Source organism: Eikenella glucosivorans, assembly GCF_016025525.2.
In the GTDB taxonomy this organism is placed as follows: domain Bacteria; phylum Pseudomonadota; class Gammaproteobacteria; order Burkholderiales; family Neisseriaceae; genus Eikenella; species Eikenella glucosivorans.
The window spans coordinates 65,438-88,076 of record NZ_JACSGR010000007.1; the positions used below are offsets into that span (position 1 = coordinate 65,438).

Annotated in this window: 23 protein-coding genes and 1 tRNA gene; 17 read left to right on the top strand and 7 right to left on the bottom strand. The window is 59.3% G+C overall.

Translation table 11 applies throughout. From position 1 onward, the window contains the following. The first annotated feature begins 3 nt into the window (after nt 1–3). From H9Q10_RS09575 to H9Q10_RS09610, 8 genes are all read left to right on the top strand, one after another. A complete protein-coding gene (locus H9Q10_RS09575; RefSeq protein ID WP_197903743.1) occupies nt 4–198 on the top strand; it encodes a hypothetical protein in 195 nt (64 codons plus the stop codon). Between the two features lie 109 nt (nt 199–307). Further along, on the top strand, nt 308–676 hold the full coding sequence (locus tag H9Q10_RS09580; protein ID WP_197903745.1) for a hypothetical protein: 369 nt from the start codon (nt 308–310) through the stop codon (nt 674–676). Between the two features lie 79 nt (nt 677–755). Beyond that, nucleotides 756–1,343: an O-methyltransferase gene (locus tag H9Q10_RS09585; RefSeq protein ID WP_197903747.1), complete on the top strand. Its 588-nt coding sequence runs from the start codon at nt 756–758 to the stop codon at nt 1,341–1,343. A gap of 105 nt (nt 1,344–1,448) precedes the next feature. Next, nucleotides 1,449–2,093: an alpha-ketoglutarate-dependent dioxygenase AlkB family protein gene (locus tag H9Q10_RS09590; protein WP_197903748.1), complete on the top strand. Its 645-nt coding sequence runs from the start codon at nt 1,449–1,451 to the stop codon at nt 2,091–2,093. Between the two features lie 67 nt (nt 2,094–2,160). After that, on the top strand, nt 2,161–3,288 hold the full coding sequence (locus H9Q10_RS09595; protein WP_197903750.1) for an oxidoreductase: 1,128 nt from the start codon (nt 2,161–2,163) through the stop codon (nt 3,286–3,288). A gap of 346 nt (nt 3,289–3,634) precedes the next feature. Next, nucleotides 3,635–4,444: a class I SAM-dependent methyltransferase gene (locus H9Q10_RS09600; RefSeq protein WP_197903751.1), complete on the top strand. Its 810-nt coding sequence runs from the start codon at nt 3,635–3,637 to the stop codon at nt 4,442–4,444. 466 nt (nt 4,445–4,910) lie between these two features. Further along, nucleotides 4,911–6,296 (top strand): Na+/H+ antiporter family protein, encoded by a 1,386-nt coding sequence (locus H9Q10_RS09605; protein ID WP_197903753.1) that lies wholly within the window; start codon nt 4,911–4,913, stop codon nt 6,294–6,296. Beyond that, entirely contained in the window at nt 6,296–6,538 is a 243-nt protein-coding gene (locus tag H9Q10_RS09610; RefSeq protein WP_238480189.1) for a SlyX family protein, read from the top strand. Before H9Q10_RS09605 ends, H9Q10_RS09610 begins: the two co-directional genes overlap by 1 nt. 81 nt (nt 6,539–6,619) lie before the next feature. On the opposite strand, the gene H9Q10_RS09615 is transcribed toward H9Q10_RS09610, so the two are convergent. From H9Q10_RS09615 to H9Q10_RS09625, 3 genes are all read right to left on the bottom strand, one after another. Then, nucleotides 6,620–7,525, bottom strand: a complete 906-nt coding sequence (locus H9Q10_RS09615; protein ID WP_197903754.1) for a DUF2268 domain-containing putative Zn-dependent protease — start codon at nt 7,523–7,525, stop codon at nt 6,620–6,622. 193 nt (nt 7,526–7,718) lie between these two features. Further along, nucleotides 7,719–8,012: a chaperone modulator CbpM gene (locus H9Q10_RS09620; RefSeq protein ID WP_197903755.1), complete on the bottom strand. Its 294-nt coding sequence runs from the start codon at nt 8,010–8,012 to the stop codon at nt 7,719–7,721. A 3-nt stretch (nt 8,013–8,015) separates the two neighbouring features. Continuing rightward, nucleotides 8,016–8,990 carry a DnaJ C-terminal domain-containing protein gene (locus tag H9Q10_RS09625; RefSeq protein ID WP_197903757.1) on the bottom strand — a complete coding sequence of 325 codons (975 nt, stop codon included), beginning with the start codon at nt 8,988–8,990 and terminating at the stop codon, nt 8,016–8,018. A gap of 208 nt (nt 8,991–9,198) precedes the next feature. Here H9Q10_RS09625 and hscA point away from each other — a divergent pair, with 208 nt between their 5' ends. From hscA to metK, 3 genes are all read left to right on the top strand, one after another. Beyond that, nucleotides 9,199–11,055 carry a Fe-S protein assembly chaperone HscA gene (hscA, locus tag H9Q10_RS09630; RefSeq protein WP_197903759.1) on the top strand — a complete coding sequence of 619 codons (1,857 nt, stop codon included), beginning with the start codon at nt 9,199–9,201 and terminating at the stop codon, nt 11,053–11,055. A gap of 339 nt (nt 11,056–11,394) precedes the next feature. Continuing rightward, entirely contained in the window at nt 11,395–12,318 is a 924-nt protein-coding gene (locus tag H9Q10_RS09635) for a class I SAM-dependent methyltransferase (RefSeq protein ID WP_197903760.1), read from the top strand. A 47-nt stretch (nt 12,319–12,365) separates the two neighbouring features. After that, nucleotides 12,366–13,535: a methionine adenosyltransferase gene (gene metK / locus H9Q10_RS09640; protein WP_197903761.1), complete on the top strand. Its 1,170-nt coding sequence runs from the start codon at nt 12,366–12,368 to the stop codon at nt 13,533–13,535. Nucleotides 13,536–13,634: 99 nt separating this feature from the next. Here the strand turns inward: metK and H9Q10_RS09645 are convergent, their stop codons facing one another. The 4 genes from H9Q10_RS09645 to H9Q10_RS09660 form a co-directional block, all read right to left on the bottom strand. Beyond that, nucleotides 13,635–14,225 (bottom strand): NAD(P)H-dependent oxidoreductase, encoded by a 591-nt coding sequence (locus H9Q10_RS09645; protein ID WP_197903763.1) that lies wholly within the window; start codon nt 14,223–14,225, stop codon nt 13,635–13,637. 260 nt (nt 14,226–14,485) lie between these two features. Continuing rightward, nucleotides 14,486–16,393, bottom strand: a complete 1,908-nt coding sequence (thrS, locus tag H9Q10_RS09650) for a threonine--tRNA ligase (protein WP_197903764.1) — start codon at nt 16,391–16,393, stop codon at nt 14,486–14,488. 448 nt (nt 16,394–16,841) lie between these two features. Then, a tRNA-Val gene (locus H9Q10_RS09655) sits at nt 16,842–16,918 on the bottom strand. Between the two features lie 112 nt (nt 16,919–17,030). Beyond that, nucleotides 17,031–17,933, bottom strand: a complete 903-nt coding sequence (locus tag H9Q10_RS09660) for a LysR substrate-binding domain-containing protein (protein WP_197903765.1) — start codon at nt 17,931–17,933, stop codon at nt 17,031–17,033. Between the two features lie 171 nt (nt 17,934–18,104). Between H9Q10_RS09660 and H9Q10_RS09665 the strand changes: the two genes are divergently transcribed. The 6 genes from H9Q10_RS09665 to H9Q10_RS09690 all read left to right on the top strand — a co-directional run bounded on the left by H9Q10_RS09665 (nt 18,105) and on the right by H9Q10_RS09690 (nt 22,512). Next, nucleotides 18,105–18,386 (top strand): hypothetical protein, encoded by a 282-nt coding sequence (locus H9Q10_RS09665; RefSeq protein WP_197903766.1) that lies wholly within the window; start codon nt 18,105–18,107, stop codon nt 18,384–18,386. A gap of 388 nt (nt 18,387–18,774) precedes the next feature. Further along, nucleotides 18,775–19,116 (top strand): carboxymuconolactone decarboxylase family protein, encoded by a 342-nt coding sequence (locus tag H9Q10_RS09670; RefSeq protein ID WP_197903767.1) that lies wholly within the window; start codon nt 18,775–18,777, stop codon nt 19,114–19,116. Nucleotides 19,117–19,282: 166 nt separating this feature from the next. After that, on the top strand, nt 19,283–19,936 hold the full coding sequence (gene nfsB / locus H9Q10_RS09675) for an oxygen-insensitive NAD(P)H nitroreductase (protein ID WP_197903769.1): 654 nt from the start codon (nt 19,283–19,285) through the stop codon (nt 19,934–19,936). 146 nt (nt 19,937–20,082) lie between these two features. Further along, nucleotides 20,083–20,583 (top strand): OsmC family protein, encoded by a 501-nt coding sequence (locus H9Q10_RS09680; protein ID WP_197903770.1) that lies wholly within the window; start codon nt 20,083–20,085, stop codon nt 20,581–20,583. A gap of 274 nt (nt 20,584–20,857) precedes the next feature. Next, entirely contained in the window at nt 20,858–21,214 is a 357-nt protein-coding gene (locus tag H9Q10_RS09685) for a thioredoxin family protein (RefSeq protein WP_197903772.1), read from the top strand. 260 nt (nt 21,215–21,474) lie between these two features. Next, on the top strand, nt 21,475–22,512 hold the full coding sequence (locus H9Q10_RS09690) for a flavin monoamine oxidase family protein (RefSeq protein ID WP_197903774.1): 1,038 nt from the start codon (nt 21,475–21,477) through the stop codon (nt 22,510–22,512). The last annotated feature ends 127 nt before the right edge of the window (nt 22,513–22,639 follow it).

Sequence of the window (22,639 nt, forward strand, 5' to 3'; positions counted from 1 at the left end):
AAGATGGGGGCATTATCCAAAATATTGGAACTGTCCGGCAGTTTGGGCGAACTGCTGCCCGCCGCACGGGACAGCGTGCGCCAATGGCGGCAGGATTGGAAGCAGGGAAAGTTCTCTGAAGGCAGCAAAGTGCTGATTGGCGTTTGGCTGGCGGCGGCTTCACTGCTGGCATTGATGTGTGCCAACCTGTTGCTTTGAATGGCAAACGGCAGGGGCAGAGGCTACCTGAAAACAGCGATACGGTTTTTTCAGGTAGCCTGGACTTTGGGCTGTATTGTTCAAAGCAAACTATGCGCTTGGAATAAATATGCAAAAAATTATTTTCTTGTCAGGTGTAGCCATATTGTTATTAACATCATGTACCAATTCATGTTTTATGGCTTTTGCCGTTACAGGATGTTACGACAGAAATAAAGACTTCCCCAGCATCTCCGCATATCAGAAAACAGAATCTATGGGGCGTACCGACGTAAGACAGAGATGGGATGATGCAGTTAGCTGTGGTGCAAAATATGGCGATAACAATATTATTATTTTAAATGGGAAAGATTGGAGAGATAACCCAAAAGATGAAAGAGAGAAAATCATAAATTCATTCAGACAGTGTATGTCAAGGAAAGGATATACCCGTCTTTCTCCGATGGATTGCTACCATCAGGATGTGTGCAACTATTAAGTACCTTATTCAACTTTTCAGGTAGCCCCTTCCCAGCCGAAAGGCTACCTGAAAACCACACACACACTTAAAGAAAAACATGAACCGCAACTTAAAAACCTACGCAGAAAACCTCTACCACCAATACCATGCCCACGACCAAGCCCAAGCCGACCGCTTAAACCGCTGGCGCAGCATCGAGCCGGAATCCGCCGAACTGCTGTCCGTTCTGGTGCTGGCCAAGCAGGCCGGAAAACTGCTGGAAATCGGCACCTCGGGCGGTTACTCCACGCTGCACCTGGCCGACGCGGCACGGCAGACCGGCGGGCATCTGACCAGCTTGGAAATCGACCCCGACCGCCTGAACACCGCCAAACAGCATTTGGCCAACTGCCACCTTTCAGACCGCTGCACCCTGCTCAATCAGGATGCCGCCGATTTCCTGCGCCAAAACCGCGAAACGTTCGATTTCGTTTTATTGGATGCCGAACGCCGTTTTTATACCGCCTACTGGGCCGATTTGGCGCGCAGCCTGGCCAAACCCGGCAGCCTGATCGTGGTGGACAACGTACTTTCCCACGCCGGCGAAGTGCGCAGCTTTATCGCACTGGTGGCGCAACATCCCGATTTCGCCCACAGCATTTTGCCCGTCGGCGCAGGCCTGCTGTTGGCAGCGAGAAAACCGTGATCCGGCTGCCAAACAGATACACGCAAACCGAAACAGAATTTTCAGGTAGCCTCCGCCCCGCCCGAAAGGCTACCTGAAAAACCCACCCAATCCCGCAAACCCCATATGACCCCCGACCTCTTCCCCAACCCCGCCAGTCCGCATACCAACCTGCTGCCCTACGACGGCATCCTCAACGACCACGGCATCATCTTCACCCCCGCCGAAGCCGATGCCTGCCTGCACATCCTGCTGCACGAAATCCCGTGGCGGCACGACCAAGTGCGGCTCTACGGCCAAACCATCACCACCGCCCGCCAAACCGCGTGGTACGCCGAAGCCAGCGCGGCCTACACCTATTCCGGTATCACGCGAGCGCCCCTGCCGTGGACACCCTTCCTGCTGCGGCTGAAAGCGCGTGTCGAGCAGCATCTGCACGCCGTCAGCCCCACCGCGTTCAATTCCTGCCTGCTCAACCGCTACCGCCACGGCGGCGAAGGCATGGGCTGGCACAGCGACGACGAAGCCGAATTGGGCACCAACACCGTCATCGCCTCCCTCAGCTTCGGCGCCACGCGCAAATTTGCCTTCCGCCACAACCGAACCCGCGAAAAACGCGAAATCCTGCTGCACCACGGCCAGCTCGTCGTCATGCGCGGCGCCACCCAGCACCACTGGCAGCACGCCGTGATGAAAAGCCGTAAAATCAGCGAAGAGCGCGTGAGCCTCACCTTCCGCACCTATGTGGGCAGGCAGGCAAAGGCTACCTGAAAAACCAAGGCAGCCTGAAAACCGCCTGCCGCCCCGTTGCCCGACCCACCCCCTTGAAAGGAATCCCATGAACCCCGCCTACGCCCCCCTGTTCCGGCCCTACACCTTCAACAACGGCGCCACGGTCAAAAACCGCCTCGCCGTCGCCCCGCTGACCCATTTCGCCTCCGATGCCGACGGCCACATCAGCCCCCAAGAGCGCGCCTTCCTGCAAAACCGCTTTAACGGCTTCGGCCTGTTTATCGCCGCCGCCACGCTGGTGCAGGCCGACGGCAAAACATTCGGCGGCCAGCCCCACGCCATCGGCGCGGACGACCTGCCCGCCCTGCGCGAAGTCGCTGCCATCGCCCAAGCGCAAGGCGCGAAAGCCATCCTGCAAATCCACCACGGCGGGCTGAAAGCCGAGCTTTCCGACGACATCGTCGCCCCGTCCGCCGACGCAGCCACGGGCGCGCGCGAACTGGCCGCCGCCGAAATCGAACGGCTCATCGCCGCCTACGCCCACGCCGCCCGCCTGGCCGCGCAGGCCGGATTTGACGGCGTGGAAATCCACGGCGCAAACGGCTATCTGCTGCAACAATTCGTGTCCGCCCAAACCAACCGTCGCACAGACGAATGGGGCGGCAGCCTGAAAAACCGCCTGCGCTTCCCGCTGGCCGTGACCGATGCAGTCATATCCGCCGCCAAGGCGCACGCCAAACCCGACTTCATCGTCGGCTACCGCTTCTCCCCCGAAGAGCCGGGCGAGCACGGCATCACCATGGCCGACACCTTCGCGCTCATCGACGAACTGGTGCAAAAACCGCTGCAATACCTGCACGTTTCGCTGTGGGATTTCTACAAAAAAGTCCGTCGCGGCGCGGATACCGCCCGCACCCGCATGGAGCTGCTGCACGAACGCATCGGCGGTCGCCTGCCGCTCATCGGCATCGGCAATCTTTATACCGGACGCGACATCGCCCAAGCGTTTGACACCGGCTGGGCGGAGTTTATCGCGCTGGGAAAAACCGTGCTGCTGAACCCCAACCTGCCCGAGCTGCTGCAACAGGGCCGCGAAGCCGACATCCAAACCGAACTCGACCCCGCCCGCCCCGACCACTACCGCCTGCCCGACGCGCTGTGGCAGCGCTGCCTGCTGAACCAGCCGTGGCTGCCGCCGGTGAAAGGGATGGAGCGCAGGATAGTGGATGTTTGACTAGCAGGGTGGTGGATATTTGAATATAGACAACCCGCCAAACCGGCAGCCGCCCGAAATGAAAACCAGCCAATCCCGCTTTCCATTTCAGGCGGCCGAATTTTCAGGTAGCCTATTGCCCCGATTGCACAGGTGTAAAATGCCGCATGGAAACCATTCCCGTCAGGCTACCTGAAAACGAAGTTTCCGCAGGAAACGAGTTTCTGCGAAGCTAAAACGAAGTTTCCGCAGGAAGCTGAGTTTCTGCGAATCTAAAACGAAGTTTCCGCAGGAAGCTGAGTTTCTACGAAGCCAAACAAAGTTTCAGCGCAGCTAAAAATCAAACAGCCCTTTCAGGAGAACCGCCATGCTGAAAATCCAAAATGCCGTGAGCGAAACCCTGCTGATACCGCTCTACATGAAATACCTCGACGCGCAAGAGCCCGCGCCCATCCTCAACGACCCCGCCGCCGCCCGCCTTGTGCCGCAGATCGACTACGACTTCGCCAAATTCCGACTCGCCCGCCGCAGCCAAATCGGCACCGCCCTGCGCGCCCGCTATTTCGACCAACTCACCGCAGACTTCATCCGCCGCAAACCCGAAGCTGTGGTGGTGGCCGTCGGCTGCGGGCTCGACAGCCGCTACGAACGCCTCGGCCAAGCCGCCGCCCATACCCCCTTCTACCAGCTCGACCTGCCCGATGTCATCGCCCTGCGCCGCGAGCTGCTGCCGCCCCTGCCCAACGAAACCCTGCTCGCCGCCTCCGCCTTCAGCACCGACTGGATGAACGACCTGCGCCAACGCCATCCGCATTCGCCCTGCTTCTTCGTGCTCGAAGGCGTGCTCATGTATTTCCCCGAACCCGACGTGCGCAGCCTGTTTCAAAACCTCGCGCAACGCTTCCCCGGCGGCGAGCTCGCCTTCGACGTGGCCGGCAGCTTCATGGTGAATCATTCCGACCAGCACGACGCACTCAAACACGCCCGCGCGCAGTTCGATTTCGCCTGCGACGACGACCGCCAGATGGAAGCCTGGGCCGACAACCTGCACCTCGTTTCCGCCAAACACATGACCGATTTCCCCGCCGCCCGCCGCATCGGCTTTTCCTACTGGCTGATGCGCACCATCGCCAAAATCCGCAACTCCTACCGCCTGCTGCACTACCACATCAGCTAAACGCACACAAAAGGCTACCTGAAAACGCAGCTTCAACAAAGTGAAACGCGCGCAATAGATTTCTGGGTAGCTAAAAAATTTCAGCTAGCCTTTTGCCTCCCTCTCCAAGCGGCCTCATTCATATCCTGCTGTTGCCAAGCAAACGCCGAACTCCGGCCTGTTTGTGGCTTAATGCTCCGTGCCGGCCCTGCCGACTCATTTTTATCTGGCCCAACGCCAGCAGACTGAATCGGCGGGCGAAACGGCTTGACAAACCGCCAATCAGCTGTTGCCCGCCGCCGCCGCCGTTGTTATACTCATTTCCCGATTAATGAAATAAATCTGCGGCCAATCCATCTGGCTACCCAATCCAGCTAAAGCCTTTATTTCTCCACATCGGGCGCCATACCGGCGCAATCAGGAGAAATCAGGCTTTGGCTTTCGTTTTTGGCGGATGCGGATGCGGCGCAGGAAAGGAGAAAACAAAATGAATGCCGTAGTTTTGGCGGTACTGGTGATGCTGATTTTGTCGGCGGCGCGGGTACACGTCGTGTTGAGCTTGGTGATCGGCGCATTTGTGGGCGGCTTGGCCGCCGGGCTGCCGCTGGCGGATATTACCGACCCGAACACCCATGAAGTGGTCAAGCAAGGCGTGATCACCCACTTCCAAACCGGCCTATCCGGCGGGGCGAAGATTGCGCTCTCCTATGCCATGCTGGGCGCGTTTGCCATGGCCATCGCCCACTCCGGCCTGCCCTATCAGCTCGCCGGCATGGTGGTGCGCAAGATGGGCGGTGAAACCCGCCGCGACCAAATCCCCTCCGCCGTAAACGGCATCAAATGGGGGCTGATCGGCGCGCTGCTGCTGATGAGCATCATGAGCCAAAACATCATCCCGATCCACATCGCCTTTATCCCGATGGTGGTGCCGCCGCTGCTTTTGGTGTTCAACCGCCTGCAAATCGACCGCCGCCTGCTGGCCTGCGTGCTCACCTTCGGCCTGGTGACCACCTATATGTTCCTGCCCTACGGTTTCGGCGCGATTTTCTTAAACCAAATCCTGCTGGGCAACATCCAAAAGGCCGGTATGGACGTGCAGGGCATCAACGTGATGGAAGCAATGGCCATCCCCGCCGCCGGTATGCTGGCCGGCCTCCTGCTGGCCTTCGTGCACTACCGCAAACCGCGCCACTACACCAATAATCAGGTAGACTTGAGCGCCGAGCAGGCCGCCGAGCGCGCGCCGAAAATCTCCACCTACCGCAGCGTGGTAGCGGTTGTGGCGATTGTGGCCTCCTTCGTGGTGCAATTGGTGTATGACGACGCACTGCTCTTGGGCGCAATGGTGGGCTTCGGCATATTCATGGCCACCGGCGTGGTGCGCCGCCGCGAAGTGGACGGCGTGTTTGACAGCGGCCTGCGCATGATGGCCATGATTGGCTTCATCATGATTGCCGCGCAGGGCTTCGCCGAAGTGATGCAGGCCACCGGCCAGATCAAACCGCTGGTAGACGCCAGCGCCAGCCTGTTTGCCGGCAGCAAAGGCATGGCCGCACTGGCCATGTTGGCCGTGGGATTGCTGGTAACCATGGGCATCGGCAGCTCCTTCTCCACTCTGCCCATCATCACCGCCATTTACGTGCCGCTGTGCGTGGGCATGGGCTTCTCGCCGCTGGCCACCGTGTCCATCATCGGCACCGCCGGCGCGCTGGGCGATGCCGGCTCGCCCGCCTCCGATTCCACCCTCGGCCCCACCTCCGGCCTGAATGTGGACGGCCAGCACGACCACATCTACGACTCCGTGATCCCCACCTTCATCCACTACAACCTGCCCCTGATGGCCGCCGGCTGGATTGCCGCCATGGTGTTGTGATGGCCGGCAGCGCGATGGAACAGGGCGATTTGGCCGCGCGGCTGGATGAATTGGAAATCCAAACCGCCCTGCAAAACGAGCTGCTCGACAGCCTGAACAGCACCGTTGCCCGATTACAAAAAGATTTGGATTTACAGCAGGCGCAGCTGCGGCTGCTCTATGGCCGCCTGCAGGAAAAAGACGGCGCGGGCGGGCCAAACCAGCCCTTCAACCCCGCCGCCGAAATCCCGCCGCATTATTGATAACGGCAAGGTGTATCAAGCAAAAGGCTACCTGAAATTTTTTCAGGTAGCCTTTTTGTGCAGAGGGCAGCCCGTAAACTGCTACGCCGCCCGGCAAAAATCCCCCGCCCCCGCCAAAATCTCCGCCGTGGGCGCGAAGGTGGCTTCCACAATGCTTTTGCCCGTGGCGGCCAGATAGGCCTGCACCATGTGGTAGCCGTAGGCATAGCCCGCCGCGTAGGGCAGCCCGACCGGTTGGTGGCCTTGCAGCGCGGCGATTTCATCGCCATACAGATAGGGGGTCATGTCCGCCATGCCGGTCATGCCGAGCCGCGCGGAAATCACGGGCTTGATTTTCGCCAAGGTGGCGGCATCGGTTTCGCTCACCCACGGACCAATCAGGCCGCTGCCGAATTGTGCCGCCGCAAACGATTCCGCCAGCCCCTCGCTGACCACCCAGTCGGCCAGCGTGGTTTTGCTGCTCCATTTGGCAAACTGGAAGCGCACGTTGTGGTTGCATTCGTGGGCAATGGCGGCGTGCAGGCGCGGCAGGGTGTAAGCGTTGGGCAGGATGCTCATCAGGATGTAGCCGGGAATGCCGCCGTCGCCGAGATAGCCTTTGTTCAGCGCAAGCATGCGGCTTTTCGGGCTGCCGAGCAGGATGGTGAAGGTGTAGTCGCGCACGGGCAGCGGGCGGTATGCGTCCAACAGGGCAAGGCTGGGTTGCACGGTGTCGCGGCAGGTTTGCCAGAGTTCGTCGCTGCTGATGACAGTAACGGCGGGGCGGTCGGCTTCGGTGATGTCGGCGGGCATCAGGTGCAGCCAGCCCAAGAGCCGCATGGCATCGAAGCGGCCGGGTTCTTTGGCTTTCAGCGGCATGTTTTGGGTTTGGAATTTCTGCTTGAACGGCCAGAGCACGTTGGCGATGAAGTGGTTTTCCCGCTCGGTTTCGGGCAGTTCCAGCAGCTCGCGGTATGTTTGGTCGGAACGGATGATGCGGATGTTCATGGGGTTTCCCTTTTTTGATCAAGCAGCCTGCACCTGGGTTTCAGATCATCTGAAAGCGTGGTTCCCACACAAGTGAAAACGAAGCTTCCGCAAAGCTAAAGTAACAGGCTACCTGAAAACCCTCGCAGCTCGTTTTAACTGCATTAAAGCTTACGTTTTCAGGTAGCCTTTTGCTTGCCTGCCAACAAGGGCGTCATAGCGGCAAATCGCTGCTTACACCGTCTAAGCGGCCTTTGCGCAGGGTTTCCAATTCGTCGAGCAATTGCAGAATCAACGCGGTGGCCGGCACGCTGGCCTCGAAGTCGCGGCTGATGCGGCGGGCGCGGCGGATGCGGGCGAGCTGCCAGCCGCTGAAGCCGGCCTGCTGCGGGCTGCCCTGTATGCTGACGATTTCTTCTTCGATCACGTTCACCACCCAATCGGCATCGCCGTCGCAGGCGCGCACGATTTCGTTGAAACTGAGTTGGATGTCTGGTTCGCGGTTCATGTTTTATCCTTTCACGCCGTAGTGTTCGGCCAGCTGCTGCCAGGCGGCGCGGTCGGCTTCGCTTTGGATTTCGGGCAGCGCGATGTTGATGATGAGGTAGAGGTCGCCGGCTTCTTTGGCGGGAATGCCTTTGCCTTTGAGGCGCAGGTTCTGGCCGCTACGGCTGTTGGCGGGGATGTTGATGCTGAGCCGGCCGGCGGGGGTGTCGACGGCAGTTTTGCCGCCAAGCGCGGCCACCCAGGGCATCACATTGATGCGCTGGTACACGTCTTTGCGGTTTTTCACATACAGCGCATCGCTCTCGCGGAAGCGGATTTTGAGGTAGAGGTCGCCGTGTTCGCCGCCGTTGAAGCCGGGCAGGCCTTGGCCGCGCAGGCGGATTTGCTGGCCTTCGCTGATGCCTTTGGGGATTTTCACCTGCAGGGTTTTGCGTTCGTAGGCCATTTGGCCGTCGGCGGTGAGGGTGGGCATGTCGAGGCTGAGCGAGCGCTCGCTGCCGGCATAGGCGGCGGCAATGTCGATGCTCAATTCGGCGTGTTGGTCTTCGCCGGGGACAGGGCCGGCTTGGCGCTGCTGGCGGCCTGCACCGGCGTGGCCGAAGGCGGAGAAGATGTCGTCGAAACGGAAGTCGCCGCTGCCGAAGGGCTGGCCGTCGCCGAAGTGGCGGCTGTCGAAATGATAGTATTGCCCGAAGCCTTGACCGGGGTCGAAACCGCCTGCGCCTGCGCCGCCGTGGGCGCTGCCGGCGCGGCCGAAGGGGTTGGCCAGCATTTCGTCGTATTCGGCACGTTTCTCGGCATCTTTCAGGGTGTTGTAGGCAAGGTTGATTTCGCTGGTTTTCTGGTCGGCATCGGGGTCTTTGCTGATGTCGGGGTGGTATTGGCGCACCAGCTTGCGGTAGGCCTTTTTGATGTCGGCCAGGCTGGCGTCTTTGGCCACGCCGAGGATGTCGTAGTAGTTTTTCTGATTGGCGCTCATAGTGGTAAAGATTCTATAGAATGAATTGGCAAACAGATGGGGCTGAGGGCGAAGAAATCAATATACAAGGCAGGTTCGGCAGCAGTCGAAAGGCTACCTGAATTTTTCAGGTAGCCTTTACTCCCACCCGCAATCCCGACCGAATCACTCGGCTAATATGCTAAAATACGCGCCATTATTCCCACAACAAATACAGCACACTCCCGCCATGGCTCTCCTGCAAATCGCCGAACCCGGCCTCTCCGCCGCCCCGCACCAACACCGCCTCGCCGTCGGCATCGACCTAGGCACCACCAACAGCCTCGTCGCCACCGTGAAAAACGGCCACGCCGCCTGCCTGCCGGATGAAAACGGCCGCTTCCTGCTGCCCTCCGTGGTGCGCTACGGCGCCAACGGCCAAATCACCACCGGGCTCTTGGCGCTGCAAAGCCAAACTGCCGACCCGGCCAACACCATCAGCTCCGCCAAACGCCTCATCGGCCGCAAGCTCGAAGACATCGACACCAGCCACCTGCCCTACCGCTTCGGCCAATCCGAACAGCTCATCGACCTGCAAACCCGCCAAGGTGCCAAAACCCCGATCGACGTCTCCGCCGACATCCTGCGCGCGCTCAAAACCCGCGCCGAGCAATCCCTGGGCGGCGAACTGGTGGGCGCCGTCATCACCGTGCCCGCCTATTTCGACGACGCCCAGCGCCAAGCCACCAAAGACGCCGCCCGCCTCGCCGGGCTGAACGTATTGCGCCTGCTCAACGAGCCCACTGCCGCCGCCATCGCCTACGGGCTCGACAACGCCGCCGAAGGCACCTTCGTGGTATACGACCTCGGCGGCGGCACCTTTGACGTATCCATATTGCAGCTCTCCAAAGGCCTGTTTGAAGTGAAGGCCACCGGCGGCAACTCCGCGCTCGGCGGCGACGATTTCGACCACCGCATGCTGTGCCACCTCATCGAAATCAACCGCCTCTCCATCACCAACGCCCAAGACAGCCGCCTGCTGCTCAGCCTCGTGCGCCACGCCAAAGAAGAGCTCAGCAGGCTACCTGAAAGCCGCATCCAAGCCGTATTGAGCGACGGCACACAAATCGACACCACCCTCACCCGCGCCCAATTCCACGCCCTCACCCAGCACCTCGTGGCGCAAACCCTCGTACCCGTGAAGCAGGCGCTGAAAGATGCCGGCTTGAGCAAGGCAGACATCAACGGCGTGATCATGGTGGGCGGCGCCACCCGCATGCTGCACGTGCAGCAGGCCGTGGCCAACTTCTTCGGCCAAACCCCGCTCAACAACCTCGACCCCGACCAAGTGGTTGCGCTGGGCGCCGCCATGCAGGCCGACGTGCTCGCCGGCAACAAGCGCGACAGCGACTGGCTGCTGCTCGACGTTACCCCCCTCTCCCTCGGCCTCGAAACCTACGGCGGACTGGCCGAAAAAATCATCCCGCGCAACAGCACCCTGCCCACCGCCCGCGCCCAAGAATTCACCACCTTCAAAGACGGCCAAACCGCCATGACCATCCACGTGGTGCAAGGCGAACGCGAGCTCGTGGCCGACTGCCGCAGCCTCGCCAAATTCACCCTGCGCGGCATTCCGCCCATGGTGGCCGGCGCCGCCCGCATCCGCGTTACCTTCCAAATCGACGCCGACGGCCTGCTCTCCGTGTCCGCCCGCGAGCAAACCACCGGCGTGCAGGCGCAAATCGAAGTGAAACCCTCCTACGGCCTCAGCGACGAAACCATCACCCAAATGCTCACCGACAGTATTCAAAATGCCGGCGGCGACGCTGCCGCCCGCGCCCGAGCCGAGGCCGTGGTGGAAGCCGAAAGCCTGATCGGCGCCGTCGAAGCCGCGCTCGAACTCGACGGCGACCTGCTCGATGAAAGCAGCCTCGCCGCCATCCACGCCGAAATCGCCACCCTGCAAACCCAACTCGCACAAGCCGATGCTGCCGCCATCCGCCACGCCACCGCCAGCCTCGCCGAACACACCGACGACTTCGCCGCCAAACGCATGGATCGCAACATCCAGCGCGCCCTGGCCGGGCAGAACGTGAACGATATCTAAGCCGCCCGCATTTGCCGTGCAGAGAAAATTTCAGGTAGCCTCTTCCCTTCTGAGGCTACCTGAAAACGAAATAGCAACAATCATATAAAGCCACCACGCCAGCAAAGTTAAATCCCGTATCCCCGCTTGCCGCCCGCCGCCGGATTTGCTACCATCCGCAGCGCATTAAGAGTTGGGATTCCATGCCAACCTGCCCGCCCGAACGGCGCGTAAGGTGGACGGCCGAGTTAAGGCCGATGTGGCTCCGTCTGAAACACCAGGCCGGGCAATCCGCATTCCCGCCCGGCGCGGGATTTTTTGTGCCTCATACTCATCTATTTCTCCTTTTAGGAATCAATCATGTTGCCTCTATGCGCCAGAATCGTGACAGCCTTTATCCCAAATCAAACATTGCGACATCAGATTAGAGATATCCTTTTAGGAAGAAATAATTGGGAAATACGCAAACCTCTTAACTTACAAGAAGAAGAGGGGTTCGGCTGGCTTACAGAGGTTATGCCGAGGTTGCCGCTTCACGAGTTAGTAAAGAACTATTCTGCTATTGGAGAACTTCTTGCAATATTGAGACCATATGACTGTATTGGTGTAGAAAAAATTAGAACGGGCAATAAGAATGACGGTGGTTATGTCATGCTTAACCCCAATGATGCAGAAAAAATTGCTTATAGTTTCGGGGTGTCTCCCGAAAGCCCTTGGGATTTAGAAATGGCTGAAAAAGGGCTTAAGGTATATCAATACGATGGCACAATTGATACTCCTCCTGATCTCCATTCAAATTTATTTTTTCATAAAAACAATATATCCGCACCATCCAATTCAACGGAGCACACCAAGAATATCGGCCAAATCTTTAATGATCTAAACCATCAGAACGAACAAAATATTATTTTACAAATTGATATAGAAGGAGCCGAATGGAGTGTATTCGAAGAACTACAAGAAGATGAAATTTTAAAATTTAGTCAAATTATTATCGAATGGCATGACTTAACACCTCTTGATCCCGAGTTCCAACGGCGCTTAGAAATTTTGCGCAAAGTATCCAAAACCCACACCCCTATCCATGTCCATATGAACAATTACGGCCTTGAACGGAATACTCGTGCCGGAATGTTATTTTATGCCGATGCTTTTGAAGTTTCATATGTACGAACGAAAGACTTTAATTTCAAACCAAACCTTGAATTTTATCCAACACCTTTAGACAACCCTTGCAATCCAAAATGGCCTGACATTCCTATCGGAAAATGGTCTGAAAAATAATCCTTTATAATATTCTTCAATCCTTTTAAAACTTTCGAAAGCAAATCATGAGCGAATACCTCTTCACCTCCGAATCCGTATCCGAAGGCCATCCCGACAAAGTGGCCGACCAGGTGTCCGATGCCATCCTCGATGCCGTATTGGCGCAAGACCCTACTGCCCGCGTGGCCGCCGAAACGCTGGTGAACACCGGATTGTGTGTGCTCGCCGGCGAAATCACCACCACGGCGCATGTCGATTACATCAAAGTGGCGCGCGAAACCATCGCCCAAATCGGCTACAACGCCTCCGAGCTCGGTTTCGATGCCAACGGTTGCGCCGTGGGCGTGTATTATGACCAACAATCGCCCGACATCGCCCAAGGTGTGAACGAAGGCGAAGGTCTGGATTTAAACCAAGGCGCCGGCGACCAAGGCCTGATGTTCGGCTACGCCTGCGACGAAACCCCCACCCTGATGCCCTTTGCCATCTACTACAGCCACCGCCTGATGCAGCGCCAAAGCGAAGTGCGCAAAAGCGGCCTATTGCCCTGGCTTCGCCCCGATGCCAAAGCGCAAATCACCGCCGTGTATGACAGCGAAACCGGCAAAGTGAAACGCATCGACACCGTCGTGCTTTCCACCCAGCACAGCCCCGACATCAGCCACGACGAGCTGAGCCGCGCCGTGATCGAGCACATCATCAAGCCCGTGCTGCCGCCCGAAATGCTCACCGAGGGCACCAAATACCTGATCAACCCCACCGGCCGTTTCGTGATCGGCGGGCCGCAGGGCGACTGCGGGCTCACCGGCCGCAAGATTATTGTGGACACCTACGGCGGCGCAGCCCCGCACGGCGGCGGCGCCTTCTCCGGCAAAGACCCGAGCAAGGTAGACCGCTCCGCCGCCTACGCCTGCCGCTATGTGGCGAAAAACATCGTGGCCGCCGGCCTGGCCACCCAATGCCAAATCCAAGTGTCCTACGCCATCGGCATCGCTGAGCCCACCTCCATCGCCATCGACACCTTCGGCACCGGCAAAATCAGCGAGGAAAAGCTCATCGCCATCGTGCGCGAACACTTCGACCTGCGCCCCAAAGGCATCGTGCAGATGCTTGACCTGTTGCGTCCCATCTATAGCAAAACCGCCGCCTACGGCCATTTCGGCCGCGAAGAGCCCGAATTCACCTGGGAGCGCACCGATAAGGCCGCAGCATTGAGGGCGGCCGCCGGCTTGTAAGCCCGTTTGCAAGACAAGTTTGCCAAACAGATTAGAGGCTACCTGAAACGAGCAAAGCCAGTTTTCAGGTAGCCTCTTTTGTATGGTCGTTCAGCAAAGCTATTCCAGCTTCACGCCTTCGCTTTCCATTTTGGCCTGCAAGGCTGCCAGCTTCTTCTGCGGATCGAGCAGCGGGTTGCGAACATAATCCAGCAGCGCATCAGCAGAAGCACGCACCGCTTCGCTATCGGCCACCACCGCGCCATGAAAAATAAACGGCGGCAGGAACACGGTTTGCAACAGGGAGGCGGTCTGCACCAGGGGTTTCAAAAACTCGCTCATGGAAAAGCTGTTGTAGCCGCCTGCCTGATAGGAATCCGCCGGCCCGCCCGTGGAAATCGCCGACAGCCACTCCTTGCCTGCCAGCGCGTTGCCGCCCGGGCCGTATGCCCAGCCATAGGTCAGCACGTCGTCGAGCCACTGCTTCATCAGCGGCGGAGTGGAATACCAATAAAACGGGTGCTGGAACACCAAGCGGTCGTGTTCGGCTAAAGCCTGCTGTTCGGCGGCCACATCGATTTTTCCATCAGGGTAGAGCGCGTACAGGTTTCGCAGGGTGATGCCGGGCTGACCGGCCAGGCGCTCCGCCCAAGCGCGGTTTACCACAGATCGCTCAAGGTGCGGGTGGAACAGGTTAACCAAAACTCTCATGACAAGTCTCCTTGGTAAGAAACGCGGTTAAAGGGAGCAAATCGGACAAGTGCCGCCCATATTTTTCAGGTAGCCTTACGTCATCCAAGGCTACCTGAAAAACAATCTGCCTTCAATTCTCGGGTTGCCGATCAATGTTCAGACAGCTGCAGACCGAGTTTCACACAGCCAAAAATTTTCAGGTAGCCCCAAAAGGCTACCTGAAAACATAGCTGCAATGCGGTGAAGCCGCAGCGCGGTGCTTCCTGTGCAGCCGCGCTCTAACCCGCTGCCAATTCGGCTTGCAGGTGCGCGATAAAGTCTTCCAGCTTCATGCTGCCCAAGTCTTCGGCTTTGCGGCGCACGGCCACTTGGCCGTTTTCTTTTTCTTTCTCGCCGATCACGATTTGATAGGGGTAACGGGATTGGCTGTTGTCGCGGATTTTGTAGCCGATTTTTTCGTTGCGCAGGTCGGCTTCGGCGCGGAAACCGGCAGCTTTGAGCTTGGCCACCACTTCTTGGCAGTAATCCGCCTGTTTCTCGGTGATGTTCATCACCACCATCTGCACGGGCGCGAGCCACAGCGGGAAGGAGCCGGCGTGTTCTTCAATCAGGATGCCGATGAAACGTTCCAGCGAACCCAAGATGGCGCGGTGCAGCATCACGGGGCGGGCGCGGCCGTTGTCTTCGGTAACGTATTCGGCATTGAGGCGTTCGGGCAGCACGAAATCGAGCTGAATCGTGCCGCACTGCCAAGAGCGGCCGAGCGCGTCTTTGATGTGGTATTCCACTTTCGGGCCGTAGAAGGCACCTTCGCCGGGCAGCTCTTCCCAGGTGACACCACAGGCGGTGAGAGCGTCGCGCAGCCCTTGTTCGGCCTTGTCCCAAATGGCGTCGCTGCCGGCGCGCTGTTCGGGGCGCAGCGAGAGTTTCACGCTCACGTGCTCAAAGCCGAACTGTTTGTAAATCTTCATGGCCAGCTGGTTGAAGATGCGGGTTTCTTCGGCAATCTGGTCTTCGGTGCAGAAGATGTGCGCATCGTCCTGCACGAAGCCGCGTACGCGCATGAGGCCGTGCAGCGCACCGGAAGGTTCGTTGCGGTGGCAGGAACCGAATTCGGCCAGGCGCATGGGCAGGTCGCGGTAGGAGCGCAGCGCGTGGTTGAAAATCTGCACGTGGCCGGGGCAGTTCATCGGTTTCACGGCGTAGGTGCGTTTTTCCGATTCGGTAACGAACATGTTTTCTTGGTAGTTTTGCCAGTGGCCGGATTTTTCCCACAAAATCCTGTCCATGATTTGCGGCGTTTTCACTTCGCGGTAGCCCGCCGCGTCCAGTTCGCGGCGCATGTGCTGCTCGATGACCTGCCACAGCGTCCAGCCGCGCGGGTGCCAGAACACCATGCCGGGGGCTTCGTCCTGCAAATGGAACAGGTCGAGCTGTTTGCCCAGACGGCGGTGGTCGCGTTTTTCGGCTTCTTCAATGCGCTGGATGTAGGCTTTCAGTTCGTCTTTCGTTGCCCACGCCGTGCCGTAAATGCGCTGCAACTGTTCGTTGTTGCTGTCGCCGCGCCAATACGCGCCGGACATTTTGGTCAGCTTGAAGTTCTTTAAAAACCGCGTGTTGGGCACGTGCGGCCCGCGGCACATGTCCACATATTCCTGATGGAAATACATGCCCATTTCCTGCACTTCGGGCATATCATCCACCAGCCGCAGCTTGTATTCCTCGCCGCGCTGCCGGAAGATTTCAATCACTTCGGCGCGCGGCAGCATTTTCTTAATCACATCGTAATCTTGGTTGATGAGCTCTTTCATGCGCGCTTCAATCGCCGCCATGTCTTCGGGCGTGAACGGTTTTTCGGCGGCGATGTCGTAATAAAAGCCGTCTTCAATCACCGGGCCGATGACCATTTTCGCATTGGGAAACAACTGTTTCACCGCGTGGCCGACCAAATGCGCGCAGGAATGGCGGATGATTTCCACGCCTTCCGGGTCTTTCGGCGTGATGATTTGCACCGTGGCGTCTTCGCTAATCGGGTCGCTCGCGTCGCGCAGGATGCCGTTCACTTTGCCGGCCACGGTGGCTTTGGCCAGGCCGGAGCCAATGGAGGCGGCGATTTGGGCAACGGTGGTGGGGGCTTCGTATTGGCGGATGCTGCCGTCGGGCAGGGTGATGTTGATTTGGGGCATGGGTTTTCTTCCTGTTTAAATAAAATTTTGGATTGGGGTTTCAGGCATTCTGTGATGCGGCCGAAATCGGGGCGGCGGCTCGGCATGATTTTTCAGGTAGCCTCTGCCGCGCATGCGGGCAACAGCGTTTATGCAAAGCCGAAAAAGTAAAACAGCAGAAACAGGCCGATAAACGCCGCAGCGGCCAATATGGCCAGCGTGAGCAGCAGGGCAAGGGCGGGGGGCAAACGGCGCATGGGTTGTCCGGCAAACGGTTCGGCGGCTTCGGCTTCGCAGAAGTCCGGCCTTGATTGCGTTAAGGCATCGTTTGGCGAAATCCGCTCCGCTCATTTTCAGGTAGCCTCTATATTCACGCAAAAGGCTACCTGAAAAAAGCAATCTCTTCAAAACGGCCAAACAAAAAGGAACAACCGAAGTTTCCCAGAAACCCCTGTTGTTCCACGAATTCTGGTAGGCACGATTGGATTCGAACCAACGACCCCCACCATGTCAAGGTGATGCTCTAACCAACTGAGCTACGTGCCTGTGTCGAAGCGCGGATTATAGCCGATTTGGCACGGCTTGGGAAAGCACACCGGCCCAAAAGAGAAGCGGTGGCGCATGCCACTGTTCCTCTCGAACGGCTGCGTTTGGCCGCCTATCCCGCCGCATCCGCCTCCCCCCGCAGCCACTCCCGAAACGCCCGCACCTGCGGCAGATGGCAGCTTTCCGCGCGGTATACTAGATAATAGGCCAGCGGGCTGGGCACGGAGATTTCGGGGAACAGGCGCACCAGCCGCCCTGCCGCCAAGTCGTCGGCCGCCAAGAGGCTGCGCGCCAGCGCGATGCCCGCGCCGTCTGCCGCCGCCTGCAACACGGCGGCGGAATTGTTGATGTGCAGCCCTTTGGCGGCGGGCTGCGGCAGGCCGGCAGGCAGCCAGTCCGCCCAGCCGGCAAAGCCGCTGTCGGGCGGCAGCGTGTCGTCGTGGATGAGCGGCAGATTCGGCAAATCGGCGGGATCGCGGATGCGGTGCGCGGCGGCAAAGGCGGGCGAGCAGACGGGGAACACGGTTTCGCCGCACCATTTTTCGGCGGCCACGTCCGTCCAGCCGCCCCGGCCGTAGCGGATGCCGATGTCGATGTGTTCCGCCAGAAAATCGGTGTGGCGCGGGCTGGTGTTCAGGAACAAATCGATGTCGGGGCAGGCAGCCTGAAAACGCTCCAAGCGCGGCAGCAGCCATTTGGCGGCAAAGGCGGGGCTGGCGGTAACGGCCAGCCTTTGGTTTTGCTGCGCCTGCAATTTCTGCCAGCCCTGTGCCAGCCGCTCGAAGCCCGCCTGAACATCGGGCAGCGCGTCCAATGCGCTGTCGGAAGGCACCAGCCGTGCCCGCCCGCCGCTCTGCCGCGCAAACAGCGGCCTGCCCAAATAGTCTTCCAAACTTTTCACCAACTGCCCGACGGCGGCGGGGGTAACGTTCAATTCCTGCGCCGCTGCGGAAAAGCTGCGGTGGCGGCAGGCGGCTTCAAAGGCGCGCAGGGCGTTGAGGAAGGCAATTTTCATAGCAAGATTTTCTTTATCTCGGTTAAAGGTTTTGTGCGTTGTTTCTTCGGGCGGGAAGCCTATAATCCGCTTCGTGCAAAGGGAAACGGCCTGCCGCCCGTATGCGGCGGATTATATCAGGCAAAAGTTTTCCTTTGGATAAACCGTCCAACCCAACCCGAGGAGACCGACATGGCCTATCTGCAAATCACCCTGTTCATTAATCCGGAAAACCGCGCTGCCGCCGCTGCGGTGTACCAAAAATACAAAGCCCCGTTCCTGCAAAACATTGCGGGCGCGCAATCCAAAGAACTGCTGGTGCGCGACGAAGACGTGCAGGTGCTGCACGGTTTCGACACCGCCGCCAACGCCAAGGCGTATCTGGACACGGAGCTGTTTAAGCAGGACGTGGTGCGCGAGCTTTCGCCGCTGTTTGCCGCCGCGCCCGACATCCGGATTTACGAAACGGCCTGACCGCGCGTTTCAGGCTACCTGAAAACGCAGCTTCCGCAGGCAGCGGAGTTTCTGCGGAGCTAAAACGCAGCTTCCGCAGGCAGCGGAGTTTCTGCGAAACTAAAACGCAGCTTCCGCAGGCAGCGGAGTTTCTGCAAAGCCAAAACGCAGCCTGAATTTTGTTTGAAGCTGCTTTTGCGTCTTTTCAGGCAGCCTGAAAACGGAAAACCGCGTGCCTGCCTTGCGGCGCACACCCTGCCGATGCGGGCTGTGCTTACTAAGAAGGCAGGGTTTCTGCAAAGCCAAAACGGCGGCAAAGCCCGCCCAAAATATTTTCAGGTAGCCTTATCCGAATGCGGGAGAGGCTGCCTGAAAACCCGATACTCCCCCTAAACAAGGAGAAGCCGTCATGTTTCAAGACTGGAAAACCCACAACGCCGACGTGAAAGCCGCCTTTGCCCAAATGGGCAAAAAACACCCCAAAATGATTGCCGCCATCGGCGCGTTGGAACACGCCGTCGCCGCCGAAGCCCTCGACGCGAAAACCCGCGAACTCATCGCCATCGCCGTGGCCGTGGTAAACCATTGCACGAGCTGCATCGCCATCCACGCCGAAGCCGCCGCCAAAGCGGGCGCGACCGAAAGCGAAATCGCCGGCGCGCTCGCCACCGCCGTCTATATGAACGCCGGCGCGGCCTATGCCTATTCGCTGCAAGCCTTGGAAGCCGGCGGCGCGTTCGGCATCGAATGAGTTTCAGGCTCCGGCAAACCGCCGCACAGGCAGGATTTTCAGGTAGCCCTATGGACGGGCTGCCGAACCGTTTTCCCTTATCCGAACCCCGTTTCCCCGTTTGTCCGCCCCGCCTCCCCGCCGTATAATCCGCCCCTTTCCAACCCGATGATTCAAGAATGAAAACATGAACGTTTCCCAAACCGTAAACCGCCGTTACAGCACCAAAAAATTCGACCCCGCCAAGAAAATCCCCGCCGCCGACTGGGCGCAGATGCAGGACGCGTTGCGCGGCAGCCCGTCCAGCGTCAATATCCAGCCGTGGCATTTCGTGATTGCCGACGACGAAGCGGGCAAGGCGCGGATTGCCAAAGCCACCGCCGAGCATTTTCCGTTCAACACGCCCAAAGTGGCGGATGCGTCGCACGTTGTCGTGTTTGCCGCCAAAACCCACGCCGATGATGCGTTTTTGGACAAAATCCTGGAAAAAGAAGACCAAGACGGCCGCTACGCCCAGCCCGAATTCAAAAAAGGCGGCGACGACGCGCGGCGCACCTTTTTGGGCATCCACCGCAACACGATTCAAGACGAAGCCGAATGGCTGAGCCGCCAAGTGCACATCAACCTGGGCTTCGCGCTGATGGCCGCCGCCGCGCTGGGCATCGACGCCGTGCCGATGGAAGGCGTGGATTTGGCCGCGCTGGACAAGGAATTCGGCTTGGCGGAAAAAGGCTTCCGCTCCGTTGCCATCGTTTCCTTCGGCTACCGCGCCGACGACGATTTCAACGCGCAACTGCCCAAATCGCGCCTGGCGGAAGCAGACGTGTTCAGCAAGGCTTAGGCAGCCTGAAACCCATCCCGTCCGCCCCGTCCGCCCCGCCTGCTCCGGCGCGGCGGATGTTTTATGCACGCACACCGTTTTCAGGCTGCCCGTTATCCGCTCCGGATTTTCAGGTAGCCTCAAACCCCAAACCGAAAGGACAAAATATGATAAACGGATTAAACATCGAACGTTTCCGCGCCAGCGTGGCGGCGGTGGAAAACGACCACGCGCAGGGCAAGGCCGCATTCCGCGCCGATTTACGCTGGGTTAGCGGCACAAAAAACGAAATTTCCGTGCGCCGCTTTCCCGCCTTCGCCACCGACGAGCCGAAAAACATGGGCGGGGAAAACGCCGCGCCCAATCCGGTGGAATACCTGCTCGGCGCGGCGGCAGGCTGCTTCTCCATCGGCTTCGAGTGGCAGGCGGCGCAGGCGGGCGTGGAGCTGGCATCGCTGGAAGTGTCCGCAAGCGGCGGCATCGACATCGCCAAACTGTTCGGCATGGAAGCGGGATACGGCGGGCTGGACGGGCTGGTGCTGGACGTGAAAGTGAAGGCGGATGCGGATTTGCCCGCCCTGCAAGCCTTTGCCGAACGCGCCGCCGCCACCTCGCCCGTGCTCAACAGCCTGAAAACGCGGGCGGAAGTGCGCGTGGAGAAAATCTAGCGGCGGAAACGGTTTCCGCTGCGGGTTCGGGCTTTACCGAAACCCGTTTCAGACAGCCTGAAAACGGTACAAAGCGCAAGCCAGCGTAGGTTGGGTCATGACCCAACAAACCGTCCGGTTATCCGAAACTACCGATACTGCATACCCTGCAAGATGCGTAGGTCGGGCATTCATGCCCGACGGTTGCCCGAACGCAAAAAATTGTCGGGCATGAATGCCCGACCTACCCAATCCGTTTTCAGGCTGCCTGAAACGGCGTAAGAAAGACATACCCATGAAACAACTGCACACCCTGAAAGAAATCGAAACGGCGATTGCCGCGCACCCCTTGGTCTCGCTGTATATCAAAGCCCCGAACTGCGGCGTGTGCACCGCGCTCGCCCCGCAGTTGGAAGCCGCGCTGGCGCAGGCCGATGGCGTGTATGCCGTGCAGGCAAACATTGCCGACATCCCCGAAATGGCGGCGCATTTCCACGCCCTGACCGCGCCCGTGTGGCTGCTGTTTTTCCACGGCAAAGAAGTGGAACGGATGGCGCGCTTCATCCCGCAGGCGGATATGGCGCAGGCGTTGGCGAAGTGGGCGCGGGCGGCGAGGCAGGCATCGACATCCGCAGAATCCCCGCCCCGTTGAAGCCGGTTTTTCAGGCAGCCTTTCGGTTTCAGGCAGCCTGAAAACGGAGTTTCCGTGGGAAGCGGAGTTTCTGCGGAGCTAAAACGAAGTTTCCGAAGAAAGCGGGGTTTCTGCGGAGCGAAAACGCTTTCCCCGCGCGGCAAACGCCGTTTCCAAACAAAAAGGCGGATACCGAATCCGCCAAACCTTTTCAGGCAGCCTGAAATGCCGTCCCGCGTTTGGGCTTTTCCATCCCCGTTCATACATCAAGGAACCACAATATGAAACACATCATCATCGGCGGCGGCGTGGCCGGGCTGTATCTCGCCTACCGCCTGCAACAGCGCGGCGAAGATTATCTGTTGCTCGAAGCGGGCACGCATTGGGGCGGGCGCGCGGCGGGCTATGACTTGGGCGACGGCCACGCGCTGGAACTGGGCGCAACCTGGTTTTGGGCGGATTTCCAGCCCGAATTGGCCGCCCTTATCCGCGAACTGGGCTTGGCCGTATTCGACCAGCCGACGGGCAAACTGCTGGTGGAAACCTCTGCCCGCGAAGTGAGCGCGGCGGATTATCCCTATGTGGACGGCCAGCGCATCGCAGGCGGCATGAGCAAACTGCCCGACACACTGGCAGGCTACCTGAAAAAAGAAAACGTTCAGTTGGGGCAAAAAGTGGTGGCCGTAAAACAGGTTTCGGACGGCATAGAAGTGCAGACGGAAAGCCACACCTTTCGCGGCGGCAAACTCTGGATTGCCATCCCGCCGCGCCTTGCCGCCCAAATCGCCTTCACGCCCGCCCTGCCCGAAGGCCTGCTTAACGAATGGCGCAATACCCCCACCTGGATGGCGCCGCACGCCAAATTCATCGCCCTGTTCGACCGCCCGTTTTGGCGCGAACGCGGGCTATCGGGCAACGGCAGAAGCTACGCCGGCCCGATGGTGGAAATCCACGACATCAGCAATCAAGACGACACCTTCGGCGCGCTGTTCGGCTTTGTCGGCGTGCCGTATGCCGCGCGGAGCCGCCTGAAAAACGGCGAGTTGGAAACCCTGTGCCGCGCCCAACTGGTGCGCCTGTTCGGCGAAGAAGCCCAAAGCCGCCTGCAAACCGCCTTCATCAAAGACTGGGCCGCCGAACCGCTCACCGCCGCGCCCGCCGACCTTTCAGGCAGCCCCGACCACCCGCACGCCCCGCGCAACGCCCCCGCATCCGGCGCATGGGCAGGCAGGCTCACCGGCGTGTCCGCCGAATTTTCGCCCAACTTCCCAGGCTATCTGGCGGGGGCGGTGGAAGCGGTCAGGCTGGGGTTGGGGTGACGGAATGGCATTTCAGATAGCCTTTTTCAGGTAGCCTTTGCCGCAGCAGAGGCTACCTGAAAATCCTGCTTCAACGGAGTTAAAATACTCGCCCCTTCCGCTTGCCATCCGCCGCAGCACACGGCAA